Origin of the sequence: Ideonella lacteola, assembly GCF_038066555.1 — a bacterium.
GTDB lineage: Bacteria > Pseudomonadota > Gammaproteobacteria > Burkholderiales > Burkholderiaceae_C > Ideonella > Ideonella lacteola.
In genome coordinates, this window is record NZ_JBBUTG010000011.1 from 47,023 (window position 1) to 65,311 (window position 18,289).

Consider the following 18,289-nt stretch of genomic DNA (forward strand, 5'->3'; position numbering starts at 1 on the left):
CCTGGTTCAGCGGCCCGTGGCGGTGAGCTGCCGCGTCCGGTGCGCGCCTTCGGCCACGGACGCCAACAACGAGCGCGCCTGGTCGTTGCCGATCATCGCTTCGGCCAACAAGAAGCCCCCAACTTCGCCGATGCCCACCACCTGATCGACGCCTGCGGCTTCGAGGAACAGCCGTTTACCCGGATCCAGCAGTTCCGCCACGATGGTGGCTTTGGGGTTCGATCGACGTGCCAACAGGCAGGTCACCGCGCTGAGTGAATCGGCATGCTGGCGCTCGGCGTAGTTCGCCAGCACCAGCACCCGTTCCGCGCGAGACAGGCAAATGCGGTCGAGGGCTTCTTCCTGCAGAGGCAGGCTCACGCGGCTGAAGGCGACGCCCGGGTCATCCACCGGCTTCTGCTCCAGGTCGGCCGCAATGAGGATGGGGCGGATGGCCGTGGCCGGGTCACTGCGCAGCGAGTGCACGATCTGCGGCCCTTTGAGATTCCAGCCCAGGATCACGATGTGGTCGTACAGACGGTGCATCTTCATCCCCATGTCCTCACGGACCTTGCGTTCGATCAGCACGGCAGCGGCCAGCGCGCACAGCAATGTGGTCAACAGCTTGGACAGCATGACGGCCAGGCCCATCACGATGCGGCCGGCATCGGTATGCGGCAGAACGGCCGAGTCGCCCGAGGTCGTCATCGTGACCAGCAAGGCGTAGGTGGCGTTGCCAAGGCTCGCGATCTTTGGGTTGACGTCGGCTTCCAGCCACCAGATCGCCAGGCCGCCGCCCAGCCAGACGAACAGGAACGCGGCAAGCAGTTCGGCGATCAGGCGGTGCCGCGCCGTCTGCACCCAGCGCAGGAACATGTCCAGCCAGGGCACCGCACGCAGCGGGCCGGTACTCACCCACGGTCTCCATCGGTTGCCTCATGCACGGATGCGCACCGGCCAACGCCGTTGTCGTTCATGGCCACCTCGTCGGGTCGCTCGACCCTCTTCAGGTGGCTTTCGGCCGCGCGCGGCGGTTGTTGAGGCCTGCAACCGTGCAGCTTGCGCCCGCACGGCCACCGCTGACACTCAATCGTCGATCTCGATCTCTTCGGCGACCACGTAGGTGCCGTCGGAAGACAGCGTGCCATGCACCTCCACCTGGCGGCCCACGGCCAGGTCGGACTCGCCCAGATCGCCGCTGAAGGTAGCCGAGGCGTAGTCGATCGTCTGGCCGCGCACCACCATCGTCTTCGCGGCGGTGTCCAGGGCGGTGATGTCACCCTTCAACTCGACTTCGCGGCCTTCGTCGTCACCATCGTCGTCGCCGCTGCCCTTGACCTTGACCTCGTCGGCCATCAGCACGCCGCCCTGCATCGTGCCTTCCACTTCCACCCGCACCCCCGCGGCAAGCGTGGCACCAGCCGGCTCGATGCGGGCCGAGCTGGCATTCACCCGGACGCCAGAGATCACGAAGTCTGCGTTCGAGGTGTAGCTCGCGATCACGCTTTCGATCTCGGCTTCGCCCCCGTCGACGGGTGTCGAGGCGCCGTTGGCGAATTGGCTGACCACCCAGCGCCCGCTGCCATCAATCGAGGTTTGCAGACTCACCCGCAACAATTGGCCGTTGGCCAGATCGGCCGGCGCCGCGCCTGCCGAGTACGTCAGCGTGGCCGGCCCCATCTTGAAGGTGCGCTGCACCGTGTCCAGCGCCGACACCGTGCCGCGCAGCTTGTACGAGGTGGGCTCGCCAGCGGGCTCGATGCGCTGGGCGGCATAGCTGCCGGCCACCGGATCGAAGATGGCGAAGATCTCGACCTTGTCGCCCACGCCCACGCCGCCTTGGCCGCCGGTGATCGCGTCGTCGAACACGGTGGACGCGGTGATACGCACCGTCTGGCCCAGCACCTGAAGGGTTTTCGCCGTCAGATCGTTGGCTTCCACCGGGCCGATCAGGTCGCTGCCGATGCGCACCTCACGCGCCACGGCGGTGCCGAGCGTCTGGTCGATCGCGCCGCTGTCTACCCGCACCGTCATGCCGAGCTTCAGGTCGGCGCGCGTCAGCGCGTGGCCGTCATCGTCGGTGATCGTCGCCGAGCTTTCGTCGAAATGGATGCCGTTGACGATGATCGACCCGAAGCCCGCGATCGGGCCTTCGCTGTAGCTCACCGAACCGGTGCCCTGCCCTTCGACGCCGCCGCCGCAGGCATGCAGCAGCGCGACGGCCAGCAGGGCGGCTGCCAGGTGACCGCGACGCCAGGCCAGACGGATGGAGGAGAACAGTGAAGTCATGGGGTTCCTTCGCCCGGCGGCGCGGCCGGATCGGGCTGGTGATAGCTGTACATGCCGATGAGCACCCGCTGGGCCGGTGCGGGCGGAACGCCCTCGGCCTCGGTGCTGGCACCGCTTTCGATGAGTCGTTCGAGCGCCGGCACCAGGGTGTCGAAACTCTGCTTCCATTGAGCCGCAACGAGCTGTCGCACGGCTTGCACTGCGTCAAACGGCACGCCGCTTGCGACGATGGCCTGCTCAAGATGGCGGTGTCCATCGCCCAGCACGTTCTCCACCGCGCCCGAGAGGTGCGAGCCCACATTCGAGCCCAGGATGCGCAGCGCCCGGGGCAGGTCGCCGCGCGGCACCAGGGCATCCTTCACGGGCTGCACCGTGTCGGCAACCTCGTCGAGGGTCACATAGCCCAGCCGCTGCATCTCGCTGAGCAGGCTGCGGGGGTGGACGTCGCTGGTGATCTCGCGGGCCAGGGCCTCGAAGCTGGGGCGAGGCCCTTGCCGCGGCAGGGCCGCTGGCTGCCCCGCGGTGTCGCGGTAGAGCGGGTTCGTGAGCCAGTGGGCGTAGACCTCGCCGGCCAGTGACCGCCGCGGCTTGGGCTGCTCCAGCTGGGCATTGACCAGGCGCGTCACCTCGCGGCGGTTGATGCCGGTGGTGGTGCTGATCCGGCTCACCTGCCGATGCGGCAAGCCACCCGGGTTCGCCTCGCGCGCCGCCTGCACGAAGGCGGTCTTCAACCGCTCCTCCACCTCGCTGAAGTGGACACCGCGGGCCACCGCCAGGCGCGCCAGTGGCGCCAGCAGGGCGTTGACGGCTTCCAGCACAGCTTGCTGATCGGGTGGCAGTGAGGATTCGGTGGGGTCGGACATCGCCAGTGCGGACGGACGCGTCAGAAAATGTGCGCTTTGCCCAGACGAATGCTAACGCGTCGGCCGGGAATCTGCTGATCCCCGGCCTTGGGCCCGCCCCTGATCAGTCTTCGCGGCTGATGCGGGTGGCGTCCACACGGGTGCCATCGGCGCTCAGCGCACCCTTGACCTCGACCTTGCGGCCCACCGTCAAGTCGCTGGCCGACAGGTCGCGGAACACGGTGGCGTCGGTGTAGGCGACGGTCACGCCACGCAGAGCGAAGGTGCGGGCGTTCGCATCGGCTGCGGTGATGGCGCCATGCAGCTCATAGGCCTCGTTCTCGTGCTCGTGTTCGTGCTCGTCTTCCAACTGCACCTTGGTGGCCACCAGCACGTCATTAACGATCGCCCCCTCCACTTCGACGTTGGCGCCCAGCACCACGCCCGTCTGGCCATCAGGGAAGCTGGCAGTGCGCGCATCGACCGGCAAACCGTTCACGCTGAACTCGGTGGCCGAGGTCCAGGCGGTGATCAAGCCGCGCACTTCCGCCTCGTCGTGGTCGCCATGGTGGCGCTCGCCCGCCTGCACCCGGGTGGCCATCCACTGGCCCGATACGGGCTCGGTGCGCAGCGTCACGCGTACCCGCACCCCATTGGCCAGGTTCTCGGCCACGTCGGTGGCATCGCTGTAGTTGATCACCGTGCTGCCGATGCGGAAGGTTCGTCCGGCGGCGTCCAGCGCTTCCACCAGCCCGCGCAGTTTGTACGCGGCCGGCGTGTCTTCCGTCTCGATGCGGGTGGCCCGGTAAACGCCCTGGGCCGCGTCGAACTGCGCATGCACCTCCACGACCTGGCCCACCGTCAGGCCTGAAAAGCCGCCAGCCAAGTCATCGTCGAAGACCGTGGCCGTGCCGATCGCCACGGTCTGGCCCAGCACCACCAGGGTCTGGGCGGCGCCGTCGATCGAGGCGACCGGCCCCACCATTTCGCTGCCGAAGCGGATGCGGGTGGCCACGCCCTGGCCGCTGGCGCGGTCGATCGAAGACGCCTCGATTTCGACCTGCTCACCCAGGCGAAGCTCGTCGCGCTCGTGGCGTTGGCCGTCGTCGTCGACCACTTCGGCGCCCGAGTCGTCGAAGCGCACGCCGTTGACGATCACCGAACCAAAACCCGTGATGGCGCCGCTGGTGAATGACGATGTGCCCGCGGGCGGCGGCGGCGTGGTGCCGGTGCTGTCGCTGCCGCCCCCGCCGCCGCCACAGGCGGCGAGCACGGCGGCCATCAGCAACGCGGTGCCCATGGCGGGCCAGGAACGGGTGCGGGCGCGGTCAACGAGAGACAGAGGGGTAGAGATCACGGTGGTTTCCTTTCAATCTGAGGTGGTGAACGACCCACAGAGCGGCGACGGAGCCCTCAAGTACATCGACGACCCAAATAAATGTGTACTTTACACATTTTAAAGAACCCGCCACTCGCCCACGCCGGGCCCACCGTGGAAGCTGGCACGCCAAACGCGGGCTTTTTACTGATAATCCATACAGCCCATGGCCGCCCGTCGCCGTCTCATCGCCCATCTCGACATGGACGCCTTCTATGCGTCGGTCGAGTTGCTGCGCTATCCCGATCTGCGCGGCAAGCCGGTGGTGGTGGCCGGCGGTCGCCGGCACCAGCCAGAGTTGCTGCCGGACGGCACCCGCCGCTACTCGCTGCTGAAGGACTACACCGGCCGGGGGGTGATCACCACCTCGACCTACGAGGCCCGCGCGATGGGCGTGTTTTCGGCGATGGGCACGATGAAGGCCGCGGCCCTGGCACCCAACGCCGTGCTGCTGCCGGTCGATTTCGAGCAGTACCGGCTCTACTCGCGCCGGTTCAAGGCCGCGGTGGCGGAGCTGGCCCCGGTGATCGAAGACCGCGGCGTGGACGAGATCTACATCGATCTCACCGACGTTCCCGGCGCGCAAGACGCCGTGGGGCACGACCCGCTCGGCGGCGTGCGGGCGCTGGCGCTGGAGATCAAGAACAACGTCCAGCGCGCCACCGGCGGCCTCACCTGCTCGATCGGCGTGACGCCGAACAAGCTGCTGTCCAAACTGGCTTCCGAGCTGGACAAGCCAGACGGGCTCACCGTGCTGACGATGGACGATCTGCCCACCCGAATCTGGCCGCTGGCCGCCCGCAAGGTGAACGGCATCGGCCCCAAGGCGGCGGCGCGGCTGACCGATCTGGGCATCCACACCGTCGGCGAGCTGGCGCAGTGCGAGCGAGGCTGGCTCATCGAGCACTTTGGCCGCAGCTACGGCGCCTGGCTCAACGATGCCGCCTGGGGCCGCGACGAGCGCCCGCTGGTCACCCACGGGGAGCCGGTGTCGATGAGCCACGAGACCACGTTCGACCGCGACCTGCATGCCAAGCGAGACAAGACCGAGCTGGGTGAGATCTTCACCCAGCTCTGTGCCCAATTGGCCCGCGACCTGGCTCGCAAGGGCTATGTCGCACAGACGATCGGCATCAAGCTGCGCTTCGACGATTTCAAGATCGTCACCCGCGACCAAACCCTGCCCGCCCCCACCGCCGATGCCGCCACCATCCGCCGTGCGGCGGGCGAATGCCTCAAGCGCGTCGATCTCTCGCGGCGCCTGCGCCTGCTGGGCGTGCGAGGGGGCAAGCTGATGACCCCCGGTGAATGGGATGCCCGGCTGGCTCGCGCCGCGGCCGCGGCCAGCCGCCGGCCGCCCCAGCGACGCGCCAGCGCCCCCGCGGCCGAAGAACCTGCCGCCGCCTACAACTTGCCACTGTTCGACCTCCCCGACTAGGGCGTGCTCATGTGGACACGCCACGCCAAGTGGGGGCGTGTCCCTCGGGACGGTTGGCAAACCAGGATCGTCAAGCCCAGCCGCGAGATCCCCCGCACGCCGCCAGGGGCCATGATGCGCGCAAGCCCTTGCGGCGTGAACAATGCCACACCGGGCCCGGCCGGAGGCGAGACATCAGCGCCGCCGTGGCGCCGGCATGCATCCAATCGAGCGCAGTTGACGTAGGTCCGCCGGAGAGCCCGGCTCACCATCGGTTCCACCCCCCTTTGACGCACCGAGACCGCATGACCCGACAACGACCCCCGCTGGCCTTGGCCCTCACCGCCTTGGCACTGACCGCCTCACTGCCCACGGCGCGCGCCGAAGAACCAGCCCCCCCTCTGACCCATGGCAACGGCAAGCTGCTGCTCACCGGTGGCGTCAGCTCGATCGACGGTGCCGCGGGCGGCGGCCTCACCCCCTGGGCCGTGACGGCCAGCTATGCCACCCGCCACCAGTTCGGCGCCACGGCCCACGCCACCCGGGTGGTGACCCAGGACTACGCGATGAACGCCGCCGGTGCCGCCGTGGGCATCGACGACCGATTCGAACTCTCCATCGCCCGGCAGGACTTCAACACCGGCGCCACCGGCACCGCCCTGGGCTTGCCCGGCCTGCACCTGAAGCAAGACATCGTCGGGCTGAAGTGGCGCTTCGCTGGCGACGCGGTGCTGGACAGCGACCGCTGGATGCCCCAGTTGGCGATCGGCCTGGAACACAAGCGTGCCGACGCTGCCGGCCTGGAGCCCACGCTGAAGGCCCTCGGGGCCGATCTCTCCGGTACCGACCTCTACCTCAGCGCCACCAAGCTGTTGTTGGCGCAGGGCGTGCTGCTGAACGGCACCCTGCGCCTGACCCGGGCCAACCAGAACGGCTTGCTGGGCTTCGGCGGCACAGCGCACGACGCCTACCGCCTGCAGCCGGAAGTCTCGATCGCGTGGCTGCTGCGCAAAGACCTCGCGATCGGCGCCGAATACCGGGCGAAGCCCGACAACCTCAACCCCTCGATCCTCGGCGAGGGGCTCAAAGAAGACGACTGGGCCGATCTGTTCGTCGCCTGGGCGCCGAACAAACACATCTCGATGACGCTCGCCTACGTCGACCTGGGCCACATCGTCCCGGCTGTCATCACCCAGCGGCAGACCGGGGCCTACCTGTCGGCCCAGATCGCCTTCTGAGGAGCACCCGCGCCATGTCGATCACGTCACTCCTGCGCAGCGCGGCGATCGCCACCTGCCTGCTCACCACCTTGGCCGGTGTGCGGGTGGCCCAGGCCGCCGATGCCACGCTCTACCAGCAGTTCGGCGAGCGCGCCGGCCTGGTCGCCCTGATGGACGACTTCATGCAGCGCCTGCTGGCCGATCCGCGCATGAACCCGTTCTTCAAGGATGTCGACCAGGCCCACGTGAAGGCTCAGCTCGTCGACCAGATCTGCGAGGTGGCCGGCGGCCCGTGCCGGCTCGATGGGCCGGACATGAAGAGCGTCCACAACGGGGTGGACATCACCCGTGCCGATTTCAACGCCCTGGTGGAAGTGCTGCAGCAGGCGATGGACGCCCGCGGCATCCCCTTCAGCGCACAAAACCAGTTGCTCGGCAAACTGGCGCCCATGCACCGCGACATCGTCAACGTGCCCTGACCGACACGCTTTCAACGCCCATCCCACCCCACCGCACATCCCCAAACACCATGCCCTACACCCTGCCCCCAGGTCCGTTGCCCCGACTCGCCGCCATGGCCCTGGCCCTCACCGCTGCGGCCGCACAGGCAGGCACCCTCGATGTTCAAGTCTTGGACCGCGACGGCCAGCCCGCCGCCGATGTGGTGGTGCTCATCCAGGTGCCCAATCAGCCGGCGCCCAAGCCGGCCGCGGCGCCGGTGGTGATCTCGCAAGAGAACCTGCGCTTCCAGCCCTTTCTCACGGTGGTACCGCTGGGCAGCACGCTGCGCTTCGTCAACAAGGACACCTACGATCACCATGTGCGCTCCGTGCCCAGTGGCCCGCTGGGCAGCATGCCGGCGGTCGAGTACTTCGAGCTTCGACTGGACGGCACCGGTGCACCACCGCGCGACAACAGCAGCTACGGCGGCTATGACGACTACAACACCAAGCCGGCCGCCGCGCCGAAGAAAAAGTCCGGCACCAACACGGTGGATGTGAAGGCCGAACACGCCGGCCCGATCGGCCTGGGCTGCCACATCCACGGCTCGATGCGCGGGCAGGTCTATGTCAGCGGGACGTCGTGGTTCGGCAAGACCGACGCCAAAGGCACTGCCCGGATCGAAGGCGTGCCCGATGGCGCGGCCGAGCTGGTGGTGTGGCACCCCGACCAGTTGCAGGATCAGGCGCCCGTCAAGATCCAGGTCGGCGCTGCACCCGCCAAGCTCGATGCGACCTTGAACTTCACCCCCAAGCGGCGCCGCAGCTGAGCCTGCCGCGCCGTGGGCGCCCTGCCGCTCAGCGGGTGGGCAACCGCCACAGCCACAACGCAGTGGCGGCGCAACACACGGCCGGCACATAGCGCCACGCCGACGGGATGACCCACCACGCCCACAGCGAGCTGAGGGTCATCATCACCGTGGCGAGTTGCTTGGCCCGCAGCGGCACGGCATGCCGCGCCCGCCAATCGCGCACCATCGGGCCCCACCGGGGATGCTGCAGCAGCCAGCGCTCCCAGCGTTCACTGCCCCGCGCAAAGCAGAACGCTGCCAACAGCACGAAGGGTGTGGTGGGCAGCAGCGGCAGGAAGACACCCACCAACCCGGTGATGAACGCCACCGCACCGGCGAGCAACCACAAGGGCCGCGCCCAGCCCGGGGTCGCGGCGGAAGTGGCTGGCGGGGCCGGAGGGGCTGAGGGCTCGCTCGACATGGCCCGATTGTGGCCGTCGCTCGCCGCACATTGACAGTGTTTGCGCCAGATCAAGGCAGGCACGGCGAGATGCGGCATCACCGCACGGCTCGGTGAGAATCGCACCCCAGCCCGCCTCATCAACCTGCCCCACGAGACGAACGCCATGCCGACATTGACCTGGTCCGACGAACTCGCCTTGGCCCACACGCAGATGGACGCGACGCACGAAGAATTCGTCGCGTTGCTGGGGGCGGCCGAAGCGGCACTGGCCCAGTCCCACCTGGCCGGCCTGGAGGCCTTCCAGGCACTGGTCGACCACACCGACGGGCACTTCTCGCAAGAAGACCGCTGGATGGCCGCCACCGGCTTCTCGCCCGAGAACTGCCACACGTTCCAGCACACCCAGGTGCTGGGGCTGATGCGGGAAGTGGCTCGCGTCGCCCGCGAAGGCGCCGACTTCGGCCCCCTGGAGCGCCTGCTGCCCGAGTTGGCCGCCTGGTTCCCGATCCACGCACAGTCGATGGATGCGGCCCTGGCCGCGCATCTGCAGAACGTGGGCTACGACACCGCCACCGGCGCCATCGCCCGGCCCCCGGTGTCCCAGGGCATGACGGGCTGCGGTGGCGCGAGTTGCTCACCCGCATCGGCCCCGGCCCCCGCCGAAACCGCCACCTCGGTCTGACGGGGAAGGCGGCGCGCCCTGCGCCGGCACCACCGCCGCGGGCTGGCACCACCACCGCCGCGGGCTGGCAAGATGCGGTCGGATGCAGACCCCCTCGCCGCCCGCCAGCGAAGCCGCTTCCGCCACAGCGCTGATCGAATCACTCGCCACGCGCCTGCCGCCGCCGGACCAGCGATGCGTGATGCATTCGGAACTGGGCTCACCCGATCCGGCCGACCTGCAAAGGCTGCTGAGCCAGGATCAGCCGGTGATCGCGAACTACACCCACTTCTGGCTTCAGGGGTTGGAGCGCCACGGTGATTTCTTCGTCACCTGGATGTACGGTGCGCTGGCAGGCCTGCTGGGCCTGATGATCATCGGCGGCATGCTGGGGCTGGTCGGTGGTGGCAGTGCCGGCGAAGCCATCGGCCTGTTCGGCCTCAGCGGGCTGGTGGGCCTGGGTGTCGCCCTCCGATACGCCCAAGCGCTACCGCCGATGAAGGAGCACAACCTCTTGCTGCTCGATGGCGCTTCACGGACCTGGATCTATGCCTGTGCGGTGCGCAACGATCAGCCCACCGAGACCCTGGTGCAGGTGCCCTTCGATCGGCTGGCGGTGACCATCCACTGGGGCCAGATCGCCGACCATTCGCCCTCCTTTCTGTCCGTCATCCTGGGGGCGCAATCCCGCCCCGGCGAGGCCGCACACAAGGGCCCCGGCCTGACGCTGGCCACCGTTGATCACAGCTACCCGGCCCCGCTTCCCGCCGCACTGGAGCAAAAGGCCAAGAGCCTGGCATTGGTGCTCGGTGCCCAGTACCTGGGGCTGCAGCCATGGGAGGACTGAGGCCCGATCGAGTCGCCAAGTCCAGTGAAACGGAGAAATCGGAAGTTCGTGGACACCTGCCGGCGATGCAATCAAGGCACCAAGCGCAGCCGGGTTGGACACCCGGCGAGCACTGGCAACGCCGAGTGCGCCGCCGGCAGGTGCCCACCCTGTGGGCCGGTGCTTGGCAGGGCGCGCCGCGGCGTTGCGACCCTTGCCCAGGCGTACAGCCTGAGCTGCGCTCCGCGCCATGCTGCGCGCCCTGCCAAACACCGGCGAACATCCGATTTCTCCGTTTCACTGGACAACGCTCTACAGTGCGTGGCGTGACGACACCCAGCTCGCCCCAGCCCAGCCTGCCACCGACCGGCGACCTTCGCCTGCCATCGCTCGATGCGCTGCGGGGCTTCGAAGCGGCGGCCCGACTGGGCACCTTCGAGCGCGCGGCCGATGAGCTGGCCATCACGGCCAGCGCGGTGGGCAAGCGCATCGCCGCGCTGGAAGAGCTGCTGGGCGTCGCGCTGTTTCAACGGGGCGCCAAGACACTCACCCTGTCCGCCGTGGGCAAGGAGTACCTGGTGCAGGTGCGCAGCGCATTGGCGCTGCTCGCCTCGATGCCGCTGCACCAACGCGCCGAACAGCGCAAGCAGAAGCTGCGGCTGAGCGCGCCACCCACCTTCGCCCGGCAGGTGCTGGTGCCCGCGCTGCCGGAGTTCGCCGAGCGCCACCCAAGCATCGAGCTGGAGGTGGTGCTGTCGGTCCCCTTTCTCGATCTGGCCGGTGCCGACGCCGAAGTGGCCGTGCGACACGGGCCGATCGATGCCGACACGCCGCCGCCACTGTGGCGTGACCACCTGGTGCCGCTGGCCAGCCTGGCGCTGTTGGAGGGCGAAGCCCTCCGTGGCCCGGCCGATCTCGCCCGGCTGCCACTGCTGCGAACCCCGGTCGACCCGTGGCTGCCCTGGTTTCGCGCCCAGGGGCTCGACTGGCCCGAGCCCGACGCGGGCCCTCGCCTGGTCGACCTCGGCCTGGTGCTCGAGGCGGCGCGCTGTGGCCAGGGCGTGGTGTTGGCCCGCCCTGCGCTGGCGCGCCAGTGGCTGCACAGCGGTGAGCTTCGGCCGGTCTTCGGGCCGGGCCAGACGCCGATGGTGCCCAGCGACACCGCCTACCACTTGACCCACACCCCCACGCCCAGCCCGGCCGCCGAAGCACTGGACGCGTGGTTGCGTGATCTGGGCGCCCGCGTGGCAGCCGAGGGGCTGGCCTTGGTTTCCGCCACGGCCTGAATTTCTTTCCGCCCAGCGCGGCGTGCCCGCCGCTAGCATCCAGGCCGAACCACACACAGCGCCCGGAGACAGCGGATGAGCGTCATCACCACCATCGAAGACCTGCGCGTACTCGCCCAGCGGCGCGTGCCCCGCATGTTCTACGACTATGCCGACTCGGGCTCGTGGACCGAGAGCACCTACCGCGCCAACGAGGCCGATTTCGGCAAGATCAAGCTGCGGCAGCGGGTCGCCGTGAACATGGAAGGCCGCTCCACCGCCACGACGATGGTCGGCCAGCGCGTGGCGATGCCGGTGGCCATCGCGCCCACCGGGCTCACCGGCATGCAGCATGCCGATGGCGAGATGCTGGCAGCGCGCGCGGCTGAAAAGTTCGGCGTGCCCTTCACCTTGTCGACGATGAGCATCTGCTCGATCGAAGACGTGGCCGCGGCCACCACTGCGCCGTTCTGGTTCCAGCTCTATGTGATGCGCGACCGCGACTTCATCGAACGGCTGATCGATCGTGCCAAGGCCGCCAAATGCTCGGCGCTGATGTTGACGCTGGACCTGCAGATCCTCGGCCAGCGCCACAAGGACCTTAAAAACGGCCTGTCGGCCCCGCCGAAGCCAACGATCGCCAACCTGATCAACCTCGCCACCAAGCCGCGCTGGTGCCTGGGCATGCTGGGCACCAAGCGCCGCAGCTTCGGCAACATCGTCGGCCATGCCAAGGGTGTGGGCGACCTGTCGTCGCTGAGCGCCTGGACGGCCGAGCAGTTCGACCCGGCGCTGAGCTGGGCCGATGTCGAGTGGATCAAGAAGCGCTGGGGCGGCAAGTTGATCCTCAAGGGCATCATGGACGTGGAGGACGCCCAGCTCGCCGCGAATTCGGGCGCCGATGCGCTCATCGTCAGCAACCATGGCGGCCGCCAGCTCGACGGTGCCCCCTCGTCGATCGAGGCGCTGCCGGCCATCGCCGACGCGGTGGGATCGCAGATCGAGGTGTGGATGGATGGTGGCATCCGCTCGGGCCAGGACGTGCTGAAGGCGCGGGCGCTTGGCGCGCGGGGCACGCTCATCGGCCGCGCGTTTCTCTACGGCCTGGGCGCGATGGGAGAGGCCGGCGTGACCAAGGCGCTGGAGATCATCCACAAGGAGCTCGATCTGACGATGGCCTTTTGCGGCCACACCCAGATCGACAAGGTGGACAAGGGCATCTTGCTGCCGGGCACCACGCCATCGGGCGCTTGAAACGCCGCGGTCTGGCCTACGAGTGTTCGTAGCCAAGACGTGTTGGCGCGCCGTCGCGGCGATCACTTTTGGGGGCGCTTGGCGCTCCCATCCGGGGCGGCGCGCACCGGGCCGGTGAAGCAGCAGCCACTTCGTGCACCGGCCGGCCTGCGCACGGGTGGCCGATGCCACGAACAACAGGGATTGCCCTGCCAGTTTTCGGCCTCGACACACAGGTGCGCTGCGTATACTTTCGCCGCCCCGCGGGAGCGGGGTTATGCGCCGTCCAAGGAACCCCATGAAAACCCGCACTGCCGCTTGTCTGATTGCCGCTCCCCTGCTCGCCTTGTCGATGGCTGCCCACGCAGCCGAGCCGGTCTACATCACGCTGGACCACTCGACCGAAGGCGTGCTCGACAAAGCCACTGCCCAGGCCGTCTGGGCCGAGAGCCTGGCTGGCAAGACCGAAAAGCTCAACAAGCTCTACCCCGTCAAGCGCTGGGGCTTCGTCAGTGAGGTCGAAGGCGGCTTCACGGCGTCCAAAGTCTGCGTCATCACGGCCCGCGTGATGATGATGCCGGCCACGGTGGCGAAGTCGCTGGTGTTCAAGCCCAGCAAGACCGCCACCGCCTTCGACGCGCTGCCGAACGCCACGCGCGAGCAGTGCCAGGATCTGGCCAAGACGAAGATGAAGGAAGCCATCCAGGGCGTGCTGTCCAGCCTGTCGAACTGACGGGCCCAGTGGGGCGTTGGCACCTTCGGCGCCGCGCCCCGCGAACCGCCCATCGAACTCGGCGCCCCGTCAGGCGACGAAGGCCCAAATGGCCACGAAGGCCATCGCGGTGGTGAGCGCCACAAAGTACGAGAAGCCGAGTGTCAGCACGCGCAAGGTGCTCGCCCACCACCGGCCGCCATAAACCACCTGCAAGGCGATCACCGAATAGATCGGTATCGCCACCAGCGCCACGTTGCCCAACCAGGGCACGCCGCTGATCTTCACCAGCACCATCGCGAAGATGAAGGCATGCAGGTGCAACGCGAACACCAGGTGTTCGGACCACCTCATGCGCCGGTTGAAGTAGATGATCTTCAGAAAGAACGCATAGAGCGGCAGCAGCGCGAACATGGCGCTGCCCCAGTGCGACACGAAGCGCTTGGGCACCTGCTTGAGCTCGCGCTCCATCGCCTTGGCATCCAGCGTGAACCGATCTTCAAGTTGTTTGCACCATGAGGCCGGCAGCCCATTGCAAACGAAGTGGCCGTCCTCCATGCCGGCCTTGATGGCCTCGGTGATCTCGAGGCGCGTGTTGTTGATTTCGTCCGAGCCGTCAAATCGCACGAAGTCCCGCCCCGACTCGGGCTGCATGGCACCCGACCATTGCAACGCCAAGAGGGCCACCACGCTGATCGTCAGGTACAACCGCAGCGGCAACACATAGCGGCGCTTGCGGCCGCTGAGGTATTCGCGCGTCAAGCGCCCGGGCCGGAACAGCAACAGCAGCAAGGTGCGCCACAGCGCACCTTCCATCGAGATGTAGCTGCCGCCAAACTGCTGCGCGAATTCGAGCAGAGTCGGTGGCTTCAGGTTCGTTTCCTGGCCGCAGTGCCCGCAGTAGTTGGGCCTGGGCTGGGGCCACACCGTGCCGCAATTGCGGCACCGCTCCGGCGTCTCGATCGGCTCGATCGGCTCGATCGGCTCGACCGCAGGCGCCAGTTCGGCACCGGGCCCGAGGGTGGCGGGCAGCCCGGAGGCCGATGCAGGGTTGAGAACAGGCAAGGTCTTGTCCACGGCGGCGTGGATTATTGCCGCGCCTGCGGCCACCGGCGTCGGCCGGGCGCTGTCGCCGCAGAAATGCCACGACAAGGCCACGCTTTTCGGGCTCAAGTCCGCGTACGTGGGCAGGCACCATGGGCGCCGACATGGCTGACTCTGCCCAAGACCGCACCTTACCCGCCTCAGAGCGGAAGAAGGGCAAGGCCCGCGAGGAAGGGCAGATACCCCGATCGCGGGATCTGTCGCACTTCGCGGCATTGGCCATGGGTGGCGCGCTGATGATGACGTCGGCGCGGCCCCTGTCGGGCTGGATGCAGGAGTTGCTCACCGCCGGCCTGCGCTTCAATCACGAGACCATTGCCGATCCGGCCTCGATGGGCGAGTACTTCTGGTCGCTCGGCCTCAAGGGCATGCTGGTCATCGTGCCCATGGGCATGCTGATGGCTGCCGTCGCCATCCTGGCCGCGGTGCTGGGCGGTGGCTGGAATGTCAGCTTCAAGGCGATGCACCCCAGCCTCAGCCGCTTCAATCCGATCGCCGGCATCGGCCGGCTGTTCTCCAAACAGCATCTGCTCGACCTGCTCAAGACCATCGTGCTCGCCACGGTGGTGGGCGTGGTCGGCGGCGTGTACCTCAAGTCCCAGTGGCAGGGCCTCACCCAGCTGCTGGCGATGCCGCTGCCCGAAGGCATCGCCACGCTGTCTCAAACCATCGCCGGCGGCTTCGGCCTGATGCTGCTGGTGGTGGGGGGCTGGGCGCTGATCGATGTGCCGCTGCAACGTCACCTCTGGCTCGAACGCCTGAAGATGACGCACGAGGAGGTGAAGCAGGAGCACAAGGACGCGGAGGGTAACGTCGAGGTCAAGGGCAAGATCAAGGCGCGCATGCGCGAGATGGCACGCAAGCGCATGCTGGCCGCGGTGCCCCAAGCCGACCTGGTGGTGATGAACCCGACCCACTACGCCGTCGCCCTGAAGTACGACGACACCAAGATGGGCGCCCCACGGGTGATCGCCAAGGGCACCGACCTGCTGGCGCTGAAGATCCGCGACATTGCGCGCGATTCGAAGGTGCCGGTGCTGCAGGCGCCACCGCTCGCGCGGGCGCTGTACGCGCACTGCGAGCTCGACCAGGAGGTTCCCGCCTCGCTGTTCGCTGCCGTCGCGCAGGTGCTGGCGTGGGTGTACGCGCTGCGGCGCACGCCAAATGCCGCGATCGCTCAGCCCGATGTGAGCGTGCCCGACGAGTTGGACCCGCACTCGCCGTCGTTCCACGGCAAGAACCGGCCGGCCCACTGACGCCCCCTGGCGGGCGGCCCCCCCGACGGCTTGCGGCGCGACCTCACGCCCACCCACCCGGCTGCGAATTCGATCTCGGCGTGACGTGATTCACGCCGGAACCTGAGCCGCACCGACGCGCCCGCCGCCGAACCGCAAGCCACACCAGTGAAGCGCCCGTTTTCCGCCGCTTTTCCGGCTCAGGTTTTCGAGGCGCATGGGCAACATGCCATCTCACGAGGCCACCGCCCGACACGCTGTATTTCCCAAGCCCGATGAACGCCATTCAACAGCAACTGCAAGCCTTGTTCGGCGAGAACGCCGCGATGGTCAAGGCACTGATGGCCCCCGTGTTCATCGTGATGGTCCTCGCGATGATGGTGCTGCCGCTGCCGCCCTTCGCGCTGGACCTGTTGTTCACCTTCAACATCGCGATGTCGCTGATGGTCATGCTGGTCGCAGCCAACATGATCAAGCCACTGGACTTCGCGGCCTTCCCCACGGTGTTGCTGGTCACCACGCTGCTGCGCCTGTCGCTGAACGTGGCGTCCACGCGCGTGGTGCTGATCGAAGGGCACACCGGCCCCGGCGCCGCCGGCAAGGTGATCGAGGCCTTCGGCCACTTCCTGATTGGCGGCAACTTTGCCGTCGGCTTGATCGTTTTCGCGATCCTGGTGGTGATCAACTTCATTGTGATCACCAAGGGTGCCGAGCGCATCGCCGAAGTCGGCGCACGATTCACCTTGGATGCGATGCCCGGCAAGCAGATGGCGATCGACGCCGATCTGAATGCCGGCCTCATCGACGAATCCGAAGCCAAGCGCCGCCGCGCCGAAGTCGGCGAGGAAGCCGACTTCTTCGGCTCGATGGACGGTGCCTCGAAGTTCGTTCGCGGCGACGCGGTGGCCGGCATGCTGATCCTGCTGATCAACGTGGTCGGCGGCTTCATCATCGGCGTGGCACAACACAACCTGTCGGCCTCGGACGCCGCCAGCACCTACATCCTGCTGGCGGTTGGCGACGCGTTGGTCGCCCAGATTCCCGGCCTGTTGATTTCGGTGGCCGCGGCGATGGTGGTGTCGCGTGTCGGCTCTGAACATGACATCGGCAGCCAGATCCGTTCGCAGGTGTTCAACTCACCGCGGGCCCTGGGCCTCACCGCCGGCATCATCGGCCTGCTGGGCCTGGTACCGGGCATGCCGCACGTCGTGTTCCTGCTGATGTCGGGCTTGATCGGCTACTACGCCTGGTGGCTCAACAAGCGCGCCAAGACCGAAGCCAGCCAGCCGAAGGTCGATCAAGCCCAAGCCGCACCGGCAGCCAATGCCGAAGCCACCTGGGACGACCTGCAACCGGTGGACACGCTGGGCCTCGAAGTGGGTTACCGCCTGATCGCGCTGGTCGACAAGGAGCGCAAGGGCGATCTGCTGGCGCGCATCAAGGGCATCCGCAAGAAGTTCGCGCAGGAAGTGGGCTTCCTGCCGCCGTCCGTCCACATCCGCGACAACCTCGACCTCAAGCCGAGCATGTACCGCGTGACGCTGCGCGGCGCCGTGGTGGGCGAAGGCGAGGCCTTCCCCGGCATGCACCTGGCCATCAACCCGGGCGGATCGGTGCCCCAGCTGCCGGGCACCAAGACCATCGACCCCGCCTTCGGGCTGCCCGCCGTGTGGATCGAAGAACGCCAGCGCGAGCAGGCCCAAATGAGCGGCTATACGGTGGTTGATTGCTCGACCGTCGTGGCCACGCACCTCTCACACTTGATGCAAGTGAATGCCGCCAAGTTGTTGGGCCGAGTCGAGACCCAGGCGCTGGTCGAGCATGTGACGAAACTGGCTCCGAAGCTCATTGAAGACGTGGTCCCCAAGATGGTTGGCATCGCAACGTTCCAGAAAGTCCTGCAGCTGCTGCTGGACGAAGGCGTGCACATCCGCGACTACCGTTCGATCATCGAATGCCTGGCCGAGCATGCTGCGATGGTGAGCGACCCGGGCGAGCTGGCCCGCCGCATCCGCATCCATCTGGCGCCGGCCATCGTCCAGCAGATCTACGGCCCAGCCAAGGAGCTGGACGTCATCGCGCTGGAACCCGAACTCGAACGCATGGTGAACCAGGCACTGAACTCGCCGCACGGCGCGGTGCTGGACCCCGGCGTGGCCGAAGCGCTGACGAAGCAGGCCGCCGACAGCGTGCGCAAGCAAGAGAACCTCGGCGTTCCGGCCTGCCTGCTCGTGCCCGATCCCCTGCGTGCTCCGCTGGCCCGGTTGTTGAAGCGCGCCGCCCCTCGCCTGAAGGTGCTGGCGCACAGCGAGATTCCTGAGACCCATTCGATCCGGATCGGCTCGATCATCGGAGGTACTGCATGACCACCTACCGCATTTGCGCGCGACCCACCCGTGGGTTCGCCGCTGGCCTTGATTCGGACCGGCAGGAG

General features: G+C 67.7%; 17 protein-coding genes. 11 read left to right on the top strand and 6 right to left on the bottom strand.

Annotation, left to right across the window (positions count from 1 at the left end; all coding sequences use genetic code 11):
- Positions 1 to 6: 6 nt before the first annotated feature.
- The 4 genes from AACH06_RS17210 to AACH06_RS17225 all read right to left on the bottom strand — a co-directional run bounded on the left by AACH06_RS17210 (position 7) and on the right by AACH06_RS17225 (position 4,467).
- Positions 7 to 894, bottom strand: coding sequence for an NAD-binding protein (locus tag AACH06_RS17210; RefSeq protein ID WP_341426985.1), 888 nt, complete (start codon positions 892 to 894; stop codon positions 7 to 9).
- 171 nt (positions 895 to 1,065) lie between these two features.
- Positions 1,066 to 2,268, bottom strand: a complete 1,203-nt coding sequence (locus AACH06_RS17215) for a DUF5666 domain-containing protein (RefSeq protein WP_341426986.1) — start codon at positions 2,266 to 2,268, stop codon at positions 1,066 to 1,068.
- A complete protein-coding gene (locus AACH06_RS17220) occupies positions 2,265 to 3,131 on the bottom strand; it encodes a DUF6502 family protein (RefSeq protein WP_341426987.1) in 867 nt (288 codons plus the stop codon). The genes AACH06_RS17215 and AACH06_RS17220 overlap by 4 nt, the downstream gene beginning before the upstream one ends.
- A gap of 103 nt (positions 3,132 to 3,234) precedes the next feature.
- Positions 3,235 to 4,467 (bottom strand): DUF5666 domain-containing protein, encoded by a 1,233-nt coding sequence (locus AACH06_RS17225; protein ID WP_341426988.1) that lies wholly within the window; start codon positions 4,465 to 4,467, stop codon positions 3,235 to 3,237.
- Positions 4,468 to 4,654: 187 nt separating this feature from the next.
- On the opposite strand from AACH06_RS17225, the gene AACH06_RS17230 reads away from it, so the two are divergent.
- The 4 genes from AACH06_RS17230 to AACH06_RS17245 all read left to right on the top strand — a co-directional run bounded on the left by AACH06_RS17230 (position 4,655) and on the right by AACH06_RS17245 (position 8,395).
- Entirely contained in the window at positions 4,655 to 5,926 is a 1,272-nt protein-coding gene (locus AACH06_RS17230) for a DNA polymerase Y family protein (RefSeq protein WP_341426989.1), read from the top strand.
- A 284-nt stretch (positions 5,927 to 6,210) separates the two neighbouring features.
- Positions 6,211 to 7,143 (top strand): DUF3034 family protein, encoded by a 933-nt coding sequence (locus AACH06_RS17235; RefSeq protein ID WP_341426990.1) that lies wholly within the window; start codon positions 6,211 to 6,213, stop codon positions 7,141 to 7,143.
- 14 nt (positions 7,144 to 7,157) lie between these two features.
- The gene (locus AACH06_RS17240) at positions 7,158 to 7,604 is read left to right on the top strand and encodes a group I truncated hemoglobin (protein WP_341426991.1); all 447 of its coding nucleotides are present in this window, start codon (positions 7,158 to 7,160) and stop codon (positions 7,602 to 7,604) included.
- Positions 7,605 to 7,654: 50 nt separating this feature from the next.
- On the top strand, positions 7,655 to 8,395 hold the full coding sequence (locus AACH06_RS17245) for a cupredoxin domain-containing protein (protein ID WP_341426992.1): 741 nt from the start codon (positions 7,655 to 7,657) through the stop codon (positions 8,393 to 8,395).
- Positions 8,396 to 8,423: 28 nt separating this feature from the next.
- On the opposite strand, the gene AACH06_RS17250 is transcribed toward AACH06_RS17245, so the two are convergent.
- Positions 8,424 to 8,837, bottom strand: a complete 414-nt coding sequence (locus AACH06_RS17250; RefSeq protein ID WP_341426993.1) for a YbaN family protein — start codon at positions 8,835 to 8,837, stop codon at positions 8,424 to 8,426.
- 145 nt (positions 8,838 to 8,982) lie between these two features.
- Between AACH06_RS17250 and AACH06_RS17255 the strand changes: the two genes are divergently transcribed.
- The 5 genes from AACH06_RS17255 (at position 8,983) to AACH06_RS17275 (ending at position 13,537) form a co-directional block, all read left to right on the top strand.
- Entirely contained in the window at positions 8,983 to 9,501 is a 519-nt protein-coding gene (locus AACH06_RS17255; protein ID WP_341426994.1) for a hemerythrin domain-containing protein, read from the top strand.
- An 82-nt stretch (positions 9,502 to 9,583) separates the two neighbouring features.
- Entirely contained in the window at positions 9,584 to 10,327 is a 744-nt protein-coding gene (locus AACH06_RS17260) for a hypothetical protein (protein ID WP_341426995.1), read from the top strand.
- Positions 10,328 to 10,632: 305 nt separating this feature from the next.
- Positions 10,633 to 11,592 carry a LysR substrate-binding domain-containing protein gene (locus tag AACH06_RS17265; protein ID WP_341426996.1) on the top strand — a complete coding sequence of 320 codons (960 nt, stop codon included), beginning with the start codon at positions 10,633 to 10,635 and terminating at the stop codon, positions 11,590 to 11,592.
- A gap of 75 nt (positions 11,593 to 11,667) precedes the next feature.
- A complete protein-coding gene (locus AACH06_RS17270; protein WP_341426997.1) occupies positions 11,668 to 12,825 on the top strand; it encodes an alpha-hydroxy acid oxidase in 1,158 nt (385 codons plus the stop codon).
- A 277-nt stretch (positions 12,826 to 13,102) separates the two neighbouring features.
- Positions 13,103 to 13,537 carry a hypothetical protein gene (locus tag AACH06_RS17275; RefSeq protein ID WP_341426998.1) on the top strand — a complete coding sequence of 145 codons (435 nt, stop codon included), beginning with the start codon at positions 13,103 to 13,105 and terminating at the stop codon, positions 13,535 to 13,537.
- Positions 13,538 to 13,606: 69 nt separating this feature from the next.
- Here AACH06_RS17275 and AACH06_RS17280 read toward each other — a convergent pair whose 3' ends face one another.
- Complete coding sequence (locus AACH06_RS17280) at positions 13,607 to 14,689, bottom strand: DUF3667 domain-containing protein (protein WP_341426999.1); 1,083 nt, start codon at positions 14,687 to 14,689, stop codon at positions 13,607 to 13,609.
- A 35-nt stretch (positions 14,690 to 14,724) separates the two neighbouring features.
- Between AACH06_RS17280 and flhB the strand changes: the two genes are divergently transcribed.
- Positions 14,725 to 15,876 carry a flagellar biosynthesis protein FlhB gene (gene flhB / locus AACH06_RS17285; protein ID WP_341427000.1) on the top strand — a complete coding sequence of 384 codons (1,152 nt, stop codon included), beginning with the start codon at positions 14,725 to 14,727 and terminating at the stop codon, positions 15,874 to 15,876.
- Between the two features lie 254 nt (positions 15,877 to 16,130).
- Complete coding sequence (flhA, locus tag AACH06_RS17290) at positions 16,131 to 18,221, top strand: flagellar biosynthesis protein FlhA (RefSeq protein WP_341427001.1); 2,091 nt, start codon at positions 16,131 to 16,133, stop codon at positions 18,219 to 18,221.
- The last annotated feature ends 68 nt before the right edge of the window (positions 18,222 to 18,289 follow it).

Excerpts from the sequence above, each read along its gene's own strand:
- AACH06_RS17215 (WP_341426986.1), bottom strand. The coding sequence starts at position 2,268 with ATGACTTCACTGTTCTCCTCCATCCGTCTGGCCTGGCGTCGCGGTCAC.
- AACH06_RS17220 (WP_341426987.1), bottom strand. The coding sequence starts at position 3,131 with ATGTCCGACCCCACCGAATCCTCACTGCCACCCGATCAGCAAGCTGTG.
- AACH06_RS17230 (WP_341426989.1), top strand. The coding sequence starts at position 4,655 with ATGGCCGCCCGTCGCCGTCTCATCGCCCATCTCGACATGGACGCCTTC.
- AACH06_RS17235 (WP_341426990.1), top strand. The coding sequence starts at position 6,211 with ATGACCCGACAACGACCCCCGCTGGCCTTGGCCCTCACCGCCTTGGCA.
- AACH06_RS17240 (WP_341426991.1), top strand. The coding sequence starts at position 7,158 with ATGTCGATCACGTCACTCCTGCGCAGCGCGGCGATCGCCACCTGCCTG.
- AACH06_RS17245 (WP_341426992.1), top strand. The coding sequence starts at position 7,655 with ATGCCCTACACCCTGCCCCCAGGTCCGTTGCCCCGACTCGCCGCCATG.
- AACH06_RS17250 (WP_341426993.1), bottom strand. The coding sequence starts at position 8,837 with ATGTCGAGCGAGCCCTCAGCCCCTCCGGCCCCGCCAGCCACTTCCGCC.
- AACH06_RS17255 (WP_341426994.1), top strand. The coding sequence starts at position 8,983 with ATGCCGACATTGACCTGGTCCGACGAACTCGCCTTGGCCCACACGCAG.
- AACH06_RS17260 (WP_341426995.1), top strand. The coding sequence starts at position 9,584 with ATGCAGACCCCCTCGCCGCCCGCCAGCGAAGCCGCTTCCGCCACAGCG.
- AACH06_RS17270 (WP_341426997.1), top strand. The coding sequence starts at position 11,668 with ATGAGCGTCATCACCACCATCGAAGACCTGCGCGTACTCGCCCAGCGG.
- AACH06_RS17275 (WP_341426998.1), top strand. The coding sequence starts at position 13,103 with ATGAAAACCCGCACTGCCGCTTGTCTGATTGCCGCTCCCCTGCTCGCC.
- flhB (WP_341427000.1), top strand. The coding sequence starts at position 14,725 with ATGGCTGACTCTGCCCAAGACCGCACCTTACCCGCCTCAGAGCGGAAG.
- flhA (WP_341427001.1), top strand. The coding sequence starts at position 16,131 with ATGAACGCCATTCAACAGCAACTGCAAGCCTTGTTCGGCGAGAACGCC.